The following is a 13,252-nucleotide window of genomic DNA, read 5'->3' on the forward strand; positions in this document are numbered from 1 at the left end:
TCAAAGGTAGCGAGCTAAAATGTTGCTCTATCCCCGAATTGAAGCTCTCTAATCAAAGTTAGCGGACGAAAATGATGCCCTATCTTCGAATAGTACGCTCATTTTTCATCAATAACTTTTCCACACCATAGTAAAGGACAAAAAAGAAAATGACATGGCCAAGGAACCAATCAAAAATGGCAGCTAAGTCGATTATCGCAGGTGTTTCTGTTTTGGCAATTGTGGTTAATGGAAAATATGTCAAAAAGGCTGTAAATGCTAGTATTGTCGCCCACTCCATCCGCTTATCTTTCGAAGTGATGCCTTTTAGATTAATTATCCATAAATAAATACGTACGAGCACGATCGCGACAAGTGTATGAAGAAAAAATTCAAATGCTGCAATCCATATAGTATCTCTCTCAAACGTGACCAAAAAATCTATATTCATCAATAATGTATATAATTGTTTTCCTGTAAACTGTTCGATTAAGTAGAAGTAAAGGCCCATGAGAATAGCAGAAAAGCTTCCTACTGAAATAGATACAATCCACTGCTTCATTTTATTTCCCCCTTACTACGTTGTATAGTTATTTAAAGAGGCTTTATCAAAAGAAAAGAGCCTGCCTCCTATATAAATATAAAACTTTTGTCAAAGACAGATTCGTGCTAATATGTATACAGAGATTATTAGGAGGTAGTTATAATGGCTGTAATCGTTGAATCCACACCAAATCCAAATGCAATGAAATTTACCGTCGACAAAATGATTTTTGAAGGTGACGATAGTATCTCAGTAATGCCAGGTGAGACAAGTGAATATGATATCATGAATGATTTGATGCATCTTTCAGGTGTTGATAATGTGTTTGGTTATCAAAATTTCATTACGATCAACAAGCGCATCGACGCTGAATGGGACGAACTGGTACCAGAAGTAGAACGCGTTATTGAAAATTACGGTTATTAAGTCGTTTAAGTTAGTCGGTTAATTCATCAATCAACCGAACTTAAGCTTAAATTAACAATTCAAAACATAAGTGAGCTGGCAATGGATTACTCCGTTGCCAGCTTTTTCATTAGTTATTAAAGCCTTCTAACAAAATTGAATGATACTTCTTCTCCCCTGCTTGCTCCCATGAAAAAACGAGTGTTAGCACACCGGCATGAGGTAGGTTTTCCTTCTTTATTTCTGTAGAAATCTCAAATGGCTGCCACTTTTCATCACCTTGTAGCTCAACCCTTTGCTCTTCTACTAAAATATAATGACCGTCCTCTACAGAGTACGCAATCTCAGAATCAAGATTCGTTTCACCTTTAATAGTATAATTTCCTTGTTCACCTTGTACGACGATGTTTCGAATGTTGTCATGCTCAATTCGATTCGGTTCTGCTGATTCAGATGAATCCTTCTCTTGATTATCTTCCTTAGATTCTTTTTCCTTTTCTGACCTATTCTCGTCCGATGACTCAGGTACGGAAACAGAGACTTTTTGCACAAAAGCATCTGGTTCAACCTTCTCTCCATTTACGGTTTGTGCTGTAATCTTCACTGTCGCCTCATACTCTCCTGATTCAACTCGTTTTCCATCTGATGTATAGTCCCACTCTTGTTCAAAAGAAAGTTCATCACCAGCAGCAATCTCTTCTTCTATAATTGCTTGTGTAAACATTCGACCTTCTGAAAACTTATACACCTTTTCACCACTTGATTCATTAATTACAATCTCATATTGCTGTCCAGAAGAAAATGTTAGCTGAACAGGTTTTTCAGAATCATTGCTAAGATTTATTTCAAAAACAGCGACATTATCTTTCGCTTTAACATCTACATCGAAGGATAATGATTTCACTTCAAAGTCTCCTTGATCGTTAACATTTGGTTCATTCCCACTTTCGTCAGAAGCACCGCATGAAGCCAATAATAACGATAACAGTATTAGCAGCCCGATTCTTCTCACTACAACACCTCATTGGTTTCGTTTACAGGATTAGTCGGAAACAATCAATAAATAGTTACAGTTAATCCTCATCTTTACGGAAAAATCCGAACACACCTGTCGTTTGAACGATATTCACAAAAGCATTAGGGTCTGTATCTTTTACTATTTGTTCAAGATCATATAATTCATACCGCGTGATAACCATAAATAACATTTCACGGTCTTCACCAGTAAAAGCACCTTTTGCTGGGATACGAGTAATTCCTCGTACCATTCGAGAGTGAATCGCTTTAGTAAGCATATCCCCTTTTGTTGAGACAATCATAGCCGTCAACTTATTATGACGCGTATGAAGTGCATCGATTACTCGTGTCGTTACATATAGTGTCACTAAAGTAAATAACGCTTTTTCTGGATCATATAACCAACCAGCGAAAAAGATAATCATTGCATTCATAACCAGGAAATAAATACCAATTGGGCGATCTTTGATACGGGATAAGACCATCGCAATAATATCCATTCCACCTGTAGAAGCCCCCCACTTGAGGCTGATTCCAACACCAATACCAGATAACAAACCACCAAATACCGCATTCAGTAATATTTCTTCTGAAAACGTAACAAATGGGATTGTTTCCAAGAAAATTGTAGTAAAAGCAACAGAGATAATGCTGTAGATTGTAAATCCTTTGCCAACTTTAAACCACCCTAAAAGAATGACGGGGATATTTAATAAAGCTAGTAAAATACCTGTACTAATATTGACACCCATAAAATCTTGCGCGAAGCTAGCTGATAACTGGGCAATCCCTGTAAAGCCGCTTGCATATACGTGAGCTTGAATTAAGAAAAAATTTAGAGCCATTGCGTTTAGTAATGCACCTAGTATAACGATGACAAATCGCTTTGCTTCAAAGAAAAACATGCGGGACCTCCCTTTCATTATGACATTGACGTTTTTTCAATAGACCATTAAACTAAAGTATAATAGCAATAGAATGAAATTTCTAGGAGGAAACCTATGAACGTTCAAGTTGTCATTGACTCAGCGGCAGACTTACCGAAAAAATATTACGAAGAATTGTCGTTAGAAATGGTGCCGTTAGCTGTTCATCTAAATGGTGAAGAGTATCTCGACAATATTACAATCGACCCTAAAACAGTTTACGATGCCATGCGTGAAGGAGCAACACCGAAGACTTCTCAAGGTTCACCAGAAGCTTTTTATGAAGTTTTCAAGAAACATAGTGAACAAAATAAACCAGTCATTTATATTGGATTCTCTTCAGAGTTATCAGGTACATATCAAAGTGCAGTCATCGCCAAGCAACAGTTGGATGAAGAGTTCCCAGGTAATGAGGTTTACTTAATCGATACTCGCGCTGCTTCAATGGGATACGGCTTGATCGCTTATCATGTAGCGATGGCAGCTAAAGATGGGGCAACTGTTCAAGACTTACTCGACTTAGCCAATTTTTATGTTAAGCATATGGAGCATATTTTTACTGTTGATAAGTTGGAATACTTACAGCGTGGCGGCCGTGTCAGTAAAACTCAAGCTTTCGTCGGCGGACTACTCAACATCAAGCCTCTACTTCATGTAGAAGACGGGAAGCTCGTCCCGCTTGAAAAAATCCGTGGTTCTAAGCGAGTGTTAAACCGCATGATCGAATTGGCCAAAGAACGTGGACAAGACTTTGAAAATCAAACACTGGCCATTACACACGGAGACGATTTGGAAACAGCAGAAAAACTAGCTGATTTACTACGTCAAGAAGTAAACCCGATAGATATTATTATTACAGACGTCGGGGCCGTAATTGGTGCGCATTCAGGTCCAGGAACCATTGCATTGTTTTTCTTGAATGAGACTCGAAATTAGAAATTATTTTATAAATCTTATAGACAATAAATATTAAATCACAAATAAAAACTGAAATTCGACTAGAGAAATCGAATTTCAGTTTTTTTATAACCATTTATTGCACCCAAAACGCTTTTCTCATCACTCCATCTCAAACCGATGCAATAACTGTGCGTTGATGGCTACGATGATTGTACTCAAACTCATCAATATGGCACCGACAGCTGGACTTAGAATAATTCCCCATGGGGCTAGAACACCTGCTGCCAATGGAATAGCAAAAATGTTATACCCAGTTGCCCATATCAAGTTTTGAACCAATTTATTAAATGTCCGTTTAGATAGGCTGAATATCGCTAGAATATCTTTCGGATTACTGTCGACGAGAACGATGTCAGCACTATCCATCGCAATATCAGTGCCTGCACCCACTGCTATACCGACATCCGCCTTTGTCAGTGCAGGTGCATCATTAATGCCATCACCCGTCATGGCGACAACTAAACCACGTTGCTGAATTTCTTCAACTTTCTCAGCTTTTTGGTCTGGCAATACTTCAGCGTATACCTCATCGATGCCAATTTCTTTTGCAACATAATTGGCTACCTTTTGATGATCGCCTGTCAACATAATCGCTTTAATATTCCTTTTGTGTAACGCTGCGATCGTTTCTTTAGAACTTTCTTTCACTTGATCCGCTAGTGCTATAGCACCTTTTAATTCATCATCGACGATTAGAAATATTACTGTTTTTCCTTGTTCAGACCATTTATTAAAGTTTTCATCATCGAAATTGAAGCCTTGTTTTGTAATATATCCTGGGCTGACGACTTTCACATTTTTATCGTTAATCGTCCCTTCAATTCCGACACCTGTGATCGAGTTGAAATCAGTCAACTCATGAAGTGATAAATTTCGTTCTGATGCTTCATTAATAATACCTGACGCAATTGGGTGTTCGGAATCATTTTCAATTGTTGCCGCATAACTTAGTACCTCTTCTTCCTTCATATCGCTATAGGATTGAATATCCGTGACGCCGAACTTTCCTTCCGTTAACGTACCTGTTTTATCAAAAATAACGGCATCAATGTTTCGTGCTTGTTCAAATTGTGGTCTGTTTCTGATTAACAAACCATGTTTAGCTGATAAAGTCGTAGAGACCGCGACAACGAGTGGTGCTGCCAACCCTAAAGCGTGTGGACAGGTGATGACCATCACTGTCACCGTTCTCTGAATTGCTGTATTTATATCGGCACCGATACTGACCCAAATGATAAATGTGATGATTCCAGCAGCTAAGGCAATATAGAATAACCACTTGGCCGCTCGATTTGTTATATCTTGCGTCTTCGATTTTGTTTCTTGCGATTCTTTGACCATTTCGATGACCTGGTTCAAATAAGATTCATCCATTAATTTTTCTACTTTGATTGTAAGAGAACCTTCTCTATTAATTGAACCACCGATTACTTCATCATCAACCGTTTTTTCTGTAGGGACCGATTCACCTGTCAGCATCGACTCATCTACTTGAGAAGTGCCTTTTACAATCGTCCCATCTAATGGCATTTTCTCACCCGGTTTGACGAGTAATAAGTCTCCTGCTTGAATTTCATCAATTTTTACTTCTTCGATTTCATCACTATCTTCTTTGATTCGATTTGCAGTGTTCGGCATGAGCGAAGCCAGCGACTCCAATGCTTTTGATGCATTGTTAATTGATCGCATTTCGATCCAATGTCCAAGAAGCATAATGAGAACCAACGTCGCCAATTCCCAAAAAATTTGTTCGCCATTAAAACCGAATACGACTGCAATACTGTAAAAGAATGCAATCGATATCGCTGTCCCAATCAAAGTCATCATGCCGGGTTCTTTTGCTTTTAGTTCATCGACAGCACCCTTAAGAAATGGCCAACCACCGTAGAAATAAACGAAAGTTGATAATACAGCTACAATGTAAAGGTCACCTGAAAAACGCCAATCGACTCCCATGAAACTTTGGATCATCGGAGATAAAAGCATGATTGGAATCGTCACTACAAGTATAATGAAAAACTTGTTGCGAAATTCTATAATCATATCTCCATGATCATGACCTTCATGACCTCCATGTGAGCCATGACCTCCGTGACCTCCATGTGAGTCATAACCTTCATGGTCCCCGTGTGAGTCATAACCCTTTTGTTCGTGAGATTCATGGTGACTTGGATGATTATTTTCTTTATGTGATTTATGATTGCTATTGTTATGAGATTCGCTCACTTTTTACCCCCCTATAGTATATTTTACTTGTATTATACCCTATATAGGTATATTGAAACAATTTTTTTAATTAAACATACTTTAAATAGTTAGGTGAGCGAAATCAATACCACTGAAGTGCCGAAGAAAGTTAACGAAAAGTGCTATAAAGGGTGCTGTACATCCGAGGGAGCAAGAATTAAAGCTGAAAATTCGTATAGGAGGAGAGCGCCTCTCGAATACGAAAGGCTTACGATTTCTCATCCTTCCGTTGTTGAGGGCGCTTATCGAGTACGGAAGGCCACCTTTTTCTCGCGTTTCGGTGTTGAGAGCGCTTATCGAGTATGGAAGACGACCATTTTTTCGCGCTTCCATTGTCGAGAGCGCTGATCAAGTATGGAAACCTGATTTACAACTTGTTACTCTATTCAACTGTTAATTTTCCTTTTTAAACGATCATACTCTTCTACAGTAATTTCACCTCTAGCCAATCGTTCATTCAGTATTTTGATCGATTGATCTTCTGATGAATTCATCTTCGATTCATTACTTTTATTAAAAACCCAAAAAAGAAAAGTAATTAATAGAATGATGAGAATTAATTGAAGAAATCCCCAACCAAAAAAACTCCCCATATCATAGCCGTGCATCATCATGAACACCCCTTTTGCCCTATAAGAAGTAACTATATAAAAACACGGAAATCCGCTAATGTTTAGCGAATACCCGTGTTGTCTATGTTAAATATTTTTATGTCGCTGTTTACGATACATTGTGATCGCGAAGAAAATAAAGACTCCCATAACACCGACAAATACAAGTGTTATTGGCCAATAGATCCCACTATTATCTTTAACGACAAAGATGTTCGCGGATTCTCTGTCTGTTGCAATCCGGTACTCTCCATCGTCCCCTTCTCGTACGAGATCATTAATTAACAAACCTTGCAGTTCTTTCCCTGATTCAATATCCGTTAAATTGATATGCTGAGAAGTTTCTGTCGTGTTAATTAACACATAAACTTTTTCATCGTCTAAAATACGTTCAAAAGCGAGAAAACCATCTTCATCGTGGAGAATTTTCATCTCTCCAGAACGTAACGATTCGTATTCCTCTCGCATACTTGATAGTTTCTCAACGTGACGTGATACTTGATCATCACCGGCAAGGAAATTGATCATTTTATGTGTAGAGAGGTCATCAATCGATCCATCCATCGGTATTTCAGTACCTTGGAATACTATCGGATCATTCGGCACAGTGAATAAATAGGTCAATGCTAATTTCCACCGTGTCACCGGATGATTCCCTGTCGGCTCCAATGCTCGTGTGAAACGGTCAGTGTGCTTAAAGTCAATGTAGTGAGCAACATCATTCGACTGGAATAACGGTTGATTCAACAATGAAGTGAAATCTGCGTCATAACCCGTAAAGCGCGAGAATGTTTCCTCATAATTCCCAAATCGAACGACCTGATCAAAGATGTCAAAGATGTCTATTCCATTTTCCAAAGCAGCTTCATCTGAAATGCCACCTAGCCAAAATCCTTCCACTTGATTCGTTAACGATTCAAGTGATTCTGTAGGCAACTGATCTGCATTTTCAATGTAATAACCATCGAACTGAAATTGCTCTATCCAATCATTTAGTCGATCTGAAATATACTCCACTGCAGACTCATTATTGAAGTCAATCTCACCATCTGCTTGAATCCAATCCCGGCCTACCAAATCCGAAGTAGTACTCACTTGTTGTAATGGAACATGGACCAACACATCAATACCAGCTTCATGTAACTGGTCGACGAGTTGCTTTAGTTCCTCTTCACTTCCATATGTTTCTTGAAGTTGCTCAAATGACTTAACTTGTTGACCTAAATAATCCTCTGACTCAACGATTGGCGAAAGAATCACTTCTGTAACACCGATCGTTTTCAAATGATCGATATTTTTTTGAATCCCTTGATAATCACCGCCATAAAAGCCAGCTGTCGAGTCCCGATCAATTTTGTCTGTATCATTTTCAGTTGTTCCATTTTCAAAGCGATCGACTAATATATAATAGTAAAAATGGGATGAGTCCTCTTCTGCGGATAGTGGAGCTACCTGCAGTCCTGTGAATATCATAAATGAAATGAACGCCCCATAAATTAATCGTTTAACCATTTTCCTCACCACTTTTTATGTAAATTTCGTAGAAGTTCCATTCATAGCTTTGTTACTTTCAACCATGAGAAAAGCCTCATATAAGAGGCTTTTCAATCACATTATGGCAAAATCCCCATCGGTAAACGTCCAAATCCTAAAGCAATTGTCAAAATCAATGCAATGGCAAACTGAAGCCAGCCACCGAAAGTGGGTTTCCCTTTTTTGCCACGGATCAAGATCATTTCCATTGCTGCGATAATCCAAACACCACCGGCCGACTTAACCAAAGCTTCCGTAGTCTCTGACCATGGTGCACCGATATAAAATCGGAAAAACAATTCTAAACCTGTCAGCAAAATAAGAACATAGAATAGTCGAAGTACCATATGGGTAATCTTAGCGGCTTTTTCTTTACCTTCTTTACCCGTTAGTGCTAGTACAACAAAAAATAAAATAATTCCGACAGCCCATGTAGTAATGTGTAAATGGGTCATTTTCTATCGTCCTCCTCTCTAAACTATCCTATCATCTCTCATTATTCCATGTGATCATTTGATTGACAACTTTTAAACATTTTATACAGATATACTAATCAGCAGAATATTTCCTGTTTCATAGAAAAAACTGTACATAAGAATAAAATCACTTAACGCAAAATGGTTGTAAGGGTTTCCAGGGAATAGTTCACAGAGATAACTATTCACGTTATAATGAAAGTTGGAACAGAATACCGGTAACGGAGGAGATTTAATGGGTACAAAAACAGAACAAATTATTGAACAAACGGATCAATATGGTGCACGTAACTATAACCCTCTACCAATTGTTATCTCAAAAGGAGAAGGTATTTGGGTAGAAGACCCTGAAGGTAATCGATACTTGGACATGCTTAGTGCCTATTCTGCTGTTAACCAAGGTCATCGGCACCCAAAGATTATTCAAGCGTTGAAAGATCAAGCGGACCGAATCACACTCACTTCCCGTGCGTTTCATAACGATCAGTTAGGTCCATGGTATGAAAAAATCTGTAAGTTGACGAACAAAGATATGGCTTTACCGATGAACACAGGAGCAGAAGCCGTTGAAACAGCTGTCAAAGCAGCAAGACGTTGGGCTTACAACGTGAAAGGAGTTGCTGATAACCAAGCGGAAATCATCGTTTGTGAGGGGAACTTCCACGGTCGTACAATGTTAGCTATTTCTTTATCATCCGAAGAAGAATACCAGCGCGGCTATGGACCGTTGTTACCAGGAATTAAAGTAATTCCTTACGGAGATATCGACGCACTGAAAAATGCAATTACAGAAAATACAGCTGCGTTCTTATTTGAACCGATTCAAGGAGAAGCCGGAATTAATATTCCTGAAGAAGGTTATTTAAAAGAAGCTTATGACGTCTGTAAAGAAAACAATGTTCTTTATATGGCAGATGAGATCCAAGCAGGACTTGCAAGAAGCGGTAAGATGTTTGCTTGTGACTGGGAGAATGTCGAGCCAGATGTATTGATTTTAGGAAAAGCACTCGGCGGTGGAGTTTTCCCGATCTCATGTATCGTTGCCAATAAAGATATCTTAGGTGTTTTTAATCCGGGATCACACGGATCGACTTTCGGTGGAAACCCATTAGCTTCAGCAGTATCCATTGCTTCATTAGAAGTATTGGAGGAAGAAAAGTTAGCTGAACGCTCCTTAGAGCTTGGAAATTACATGCTGGAAAAACTTCGTGAAATCGACAATCCGAAAATCAAAGAAATTCGCGGACGTGGACTCTTTATTGGTGTTGAACTGACCGAATCTGCAAGACCTTACTGCGAAGCTTTGAAGGAAAAAGGATTACTCTGTAAAGAAACACATGATAATGTCATCCGGTTCGCCCCTCCATTGATCATCGAAAAAGAAGACTTGGATTGGGCAATTGACAAGATTAAAGAAGTACTATAACGAAAAAAATCAGTTAGTGAACATTATGTTCCTAACTGATTTTTTTAATCGATGACTTCGATATCGACCACTTTACTTTGTCCCCATGGAGAAAGTGCGACTTCAACATTAAACCTCGGGTATGAACTGTTAATCGCAAATTTTGATGTATCTGTTCGATAATGATCAATGCCAAATCGAACAATATGATTCTGTTCATGATCTTTGTATGAATATCGTGCTTTTATAATAACTTCATTTTTATCTGCATCCATTTTTTTATCGCTTGCAGCTTTCACTTGGTAATAACCTTGCTCACTCGGTGTCAACAATACATAGATAATTTGATTCGATTCTGGCTCACCTGACATGAACCAATTCTCTGGACGAATTTCTTCTGCTGTAAAGTTCAAGGTAATTTCATCTTCAAAAACGATATAATCATAAGGCTCTGCTTTCGTTTGCAAGGTGATTGTATCGCCTACTCGCTCGATCACATACCCAGACAACACCATACCGATCAAAAAGAGGACCTGAAAGCCAACAAGAATCATCAACAGCTTTTTACGAATCATTGCCCTCTCCCCCTTCTTCGATATACATTTTTTGTTGTCGATTCAGCAAGTAACCGATCGCAAGTAAAATAACTCCTGCAACTAAGAAGAATAATGATTGGCTTAAATAGCCCCATGCGACCTTTGTATATACAACGAATGTACTGATTAAAAAGGTAGCAGTTCCAAAGTTCATATGACGTTGATTTTTAAATTTGAACCCTTCCATCAAATGAGACACAGAGAAAATGAACAACGCGATTGACGCCACATAATCACTCACCTCAGGAATAACAAAGGTCGGTATAAAAATGACTAGCTGGACGATTGAGAATATTTCTTTTTTCATATATAAATATAAGATGATTAAGCTCATCAAAAATATATGAATGACAAAATAAACGACATTGATTTCTTCATAAAAATGAAGATCTGCACTGATCAATAACACGTGAAAAACGACAAACAAAAACATATAAACAGGCGCCAAAGAATGAAGTACCCTTCCGACGACTGTCGATTGGCTAAGTTTTCCGATAAAGTACAATGAAATTAAGAAAAACGTTACCCAAACAAGTGATAATTTCTCAGCTGATAAGCCGAGAATTTGGATGAAGAAAGCGATGCTATACACAATAGCCATCCACCGTATATTTCGGGCATATAAAATGAGACCATACGCTAATACAAATAAGACAAAAAGGATCCAACTAAATTCACGAAGGCCAAATAAATTAACCATTTGGCCGACAACAATGATTAGAACACCCGCTGCCCAAATCCACCGACTTGCATAACTCCAATAGAGCAGCAAAGCAACGAAACTCCAAACCAGGAAGGCAAAAATACTATTAAAGTGATAATGATACATCTCACCAATTAAGAAAATCGATAAGCCAAATAACAGTAAAGCGATTAAGTAACTGACTTCACCAATTAATCGCTTGCCATCCTCAATCCATCTCGTTCCCAAATAATAGAAGACGATCAGAAAACCTAGTAATAGCGTTGTTCGGATTAATGGATAAATATCTGTCCAATTGGACGCCAGAAAGGTCAATACAGCTAAACTAAATAAAATAAAAGCGAATGTGAAGAAAATCGATGTATTGTTCTTAGCTGGATAAAGGCTCAGAATAGCTTTTCGTTGTTGCGTGTCGATTATTTCTTCATCCACCCACCGTTTCGATTCTTTTTCTAACCATTGATTTTTCATCTTGCTGCCCCCCTTCTATTACTTTTTGAATCCCATCATCTTGCCATATGTCAACGAACGATAGATCCATTCAAATGGGCCTATTCGAAATCTTTTTAAGTAAAAATAGCTAACTACCAATTGGAACAAGTAAATGACTACTACGATCAACAATAAACTACTTAATGACTGTGTGCCGTACAGATTCATACCGACTCCGTAGAATAGCCAAAACCCAATAATACTTTGGAGCAAATAATTCGATAGCGATAGCCTGCCTACAGATGAAAACAACTTCACAAGAATAGAAGTCTTCTGCAACGAAGAAAGAAGCATGAGTAGTGCATAGAAATAGAAAATTGCTGCAGCGCTTCCTCCAATAGAATCTTGCATAAAATTCAACCAAGTCTTATTTTCAAACAAGTATGGTCCAGCTTTAAAAACGACAGCAATAACAAATGAAATTCCAATTATTCGCCAGATCATTTGCTTATACTTATTCACGTCTTCGAACAATCGGGTACGCCCGATTATGATTCCGAATAAAAACATCGGTAAAATAGTCATGACTGTAAGCAGTAGTTGAATCGGATCAACCATCAATAGCCAATCCGATAAATTTTGTTGAAAAATTTCACTATATGTACCTCGGTAAGCTTCGGTAGCTTTATTGATTTCACGCTCATAAACGACTAACATTTGCTCTCGAACTGAATAAGCAGCCAATGTGAACAATATAGTAGGAACAGCTAATAAACTTATTGCCCAAATCAATAACTTTTTAATTGAAACTTGCAGAAAGCGAATGGCAATCAATCCAACAATACTATACGAAAACAGAATGTCCCCATACCAAATAAAGATTCCATGCAAAAGTCCAATCCCCATTAAAATAAACATTCTCTTTATTAATATTCGATTCGCTTCCAAGGAATCTCTTTTTTCATACATGATCCATAAACCGATACCGAATAAGAGCGAGAATAATGGATAAAAGCTCGCTTGGAAAAAGAGGTCAATCACTGTCAGTATAAGATTGCTATCAACTATTTCTCCATTCGTTGCCATCGTTTCATAAAATGATTGCTTTCCCCCATACATGAAGTGAGGCGAATGAAATGAAAGTATATTTACGATTAAAATACCAAATAAAGAAAAACCTCGAATGGCATCAACTGCGATAATCCGATTCTTTGTAGGTGTGCTCATAACATCCATCCTTTATCATTCCTTATTCTATTGTATAGGAACAAGTATTAGATTTGAATATTAGTTAAAATTAACTTTTTTTAGAGTATTAAAAATACATTTTTTCCTCTATAAGGTACCGTCAATAAGTTTGTGTAAAAAAGTAGGGTGATCCGGTGGAGGGTTATTTCCCCTCCTCGCTTTCGGTCTGA

General features: G+C 38.0%; 13 protein-coding genes. 3 read left to right on the top strand and 10 right to left on the bottom strand.

The annotated features are described in order from the left end of the window. Positions 1-79: 79 nt before the first annotated feature. Positions 80-541: a hypothetical protein gene (locus FPQ13_RS06965; protein ID WP_144088612.1), complete on the bottom strand. Its 462-nt coding sequence runs from the start codon at positions 539-541 to the stop codon at positions 80-82. Between the two features lie 144 nt (positions 542-685). Between FPQ13_RS06965 and FPQ13_RS06970 the strand changes: the two genes are divergently transcribed. Beyond that, positions 686-949, top strand: coding sequence for a NifU N-terminal domain-containing protein (locus FPQ13_RS06970; RefSeq protein ID WP_144088613.1), 264 nt, complete (start codon positions 686-688; stop codon positions 947-949). Between the two features lie 109 nt (positions 950-1,058). Here FPQ13_RS06970 and FPQ13_RS06975 read toward each other — a convergent pair whose 3' ends face one another. Together FPQ13_RS06975 and FPQ13_RS06980 are read right to left on the bottom strand one after the other, a co-directional pair. Then, positions 1,059-1,940, bottom strand: a complete 882-nt coding sequence (locus FPQ13_RS06975; RefSeq protein ID WP_144088614.1) for a BsuPI-related putative proteinase inhibitor — start codon at positions 1,938-1,940, stop codon at positions 1,059-1,061. A 61-nt stretch (positions 1,941-2,001) separates the two neighbouring features. After that, positions 2,002-2,850, bottom strand: coding sequence for a YitT family protein (locus FPQ13_RS06980; RefSeq protein WP_144088615.1), 849 nt, complete (start codon positions 2,848-2,850; stop codon positions 2,002-2,004). A gap of 96 nt (positions 2,851-2,946) precedes the next feature. On the opposite strand from FPQ13_RS06980, the gene FPQ13_RS06985 reads away from it, so the two are divergent. Beyond that, a complete protein-coding gene (locus FPQ13_RS06985; RefSeq protein ID WP_144088616.1) occupies positions 2,947-3,807 on the top strand; it encodes a DegV family protein in 861 nt (286 codons plus the stop codon). A 123-nt stretch (positions 3,808-3,930) separates the two neighbouring features. Here FPQ13_RS06985 and FPQ13_RS06990 read toward each other — a convergent pair whose 3' ends face one another. The 4 genes from FPQ13_RS06990 to FPQ13_RS07005 form a co-directional block, all read right to left on the bottom strand. After that, positions 3,931-6,057 carry a heavy metal translocating P-type ATPase gene (locus FPQ13_RS06990; RefSeq protein ID WP_144088617.1) on the bottom strand — a complete coding sequence of 709 codons (2,127 nt, stop codon included), beginning with the start codon at positions 6,055-6,057 and terminating at the stop codon, positions 3,931-3,933. Between the two features lie 407 nt (positions 6,058-6,464). Next, on the bottom strand, positions 6,465-6,689 hold the full coding sequence (locus FPQ13_RS06995) for an SHOCT domain-containing protein (protein ID WP_222103147.1): 225 nt from the start codon (positions 6,687-6,689) through the stop codon (positions 6,465-6,467). Between the two features lie 87 nt (positions 6,690-6,776). Then, a complete protein-coding gene (locus FPQ13_RS07000; RefSeq protein ID WP_144088619.1) occupies positions 6,777-8,201 on the bottom strand; it encodes an alpha-amylase family glycosyl hydrolase in 1,425 nt (474 codons plus the stop codon). A 101-nt stretch (positions 8,202-8,302) separates the two neighbouring features. After that, on the bottom strand, positions 8,303-8,677 hold the full coding sequence (locus FPQ13_RS07005) for a YisL family protein (RefSeq protein WP_144088620.1): 375 nt from the start codon (positions 8,675-8,677) through the stop codon (positions 8,303-8,305). A 256-nt stretch (positions 8,678-8,933) separates the two neighbouring features. Between FPQ13_RS07005 and FPQ13_RS07010 the strand changes: the two genes are divergently transcribed. After that, positions 8,934-10,124 (top strand): ornithine--oxo-acid transaminase, encoded by a 1,191-nt coding sequence (locus FPQ13_RS07010; RefSeq protein ID WP_144088621.1) that lies wholly within the window; start codon positions 8,934-8,936, stop codon positions 10,122-10,124. 44 nt (positions 10,125-10,168) lie between these two features. Here FPQ13_RS07010 and FPQ13_RS07015 read toward each other — a convergent pair whose 3' ends face one another. From FPQ13_RS07015 to FPQ13_RS07025, 3 genes are read right to left on the bottom strand one after another with little or no spacing between them, the layout of a single operon-like run. Continuing rightward, positions 10,169-10,678, bottom strand: coding sequence for a GDYXXLXY domain-containing protein (locus FPQ13_RS07015; protein ID WP_144088622.1), 510 nt, complete (start codon positions 10,676-10,678; stop codon positions 10,169-10,171). After that, positions 10,668-11,873, bottom strand: a complete 1,206-nt coding sequence (locus FPQ13_RS07020) for a DUF2157 domain-containing protein (protein WP_144088623.1) — start codon at positions 11,871-11,873, stop codon at positions 10,668-10,670. The genes FPQ13_RS07015 and FPQ13_RS07020 overlap by 11 nt, the downstream gene beginning before the upstream one ends. An 18-nt stretch (positions 11,874-11,891) precedes the next feature. Beyond that, entirely contained in the window at positions 11,892-13,061 is a 1,170-nt protein-coding gene (locus FPQ13_RS07025) for a DUF418 domain-containing protein (protein WP_186279589.1), read from the bottom strand. Positions 13,062-13,252 lie beyond the last annotated feature (191 nt).

Origin of the sequence: Allobacillus salarius (assembly GCF_007559425.1) — a bacterium.
Taxonomy (GTDB): Bacteria; Bacillota; Bacilli; order Bacillales; family Alkalibacillaceae; genus Allobacillus; species Allobacillus salarius.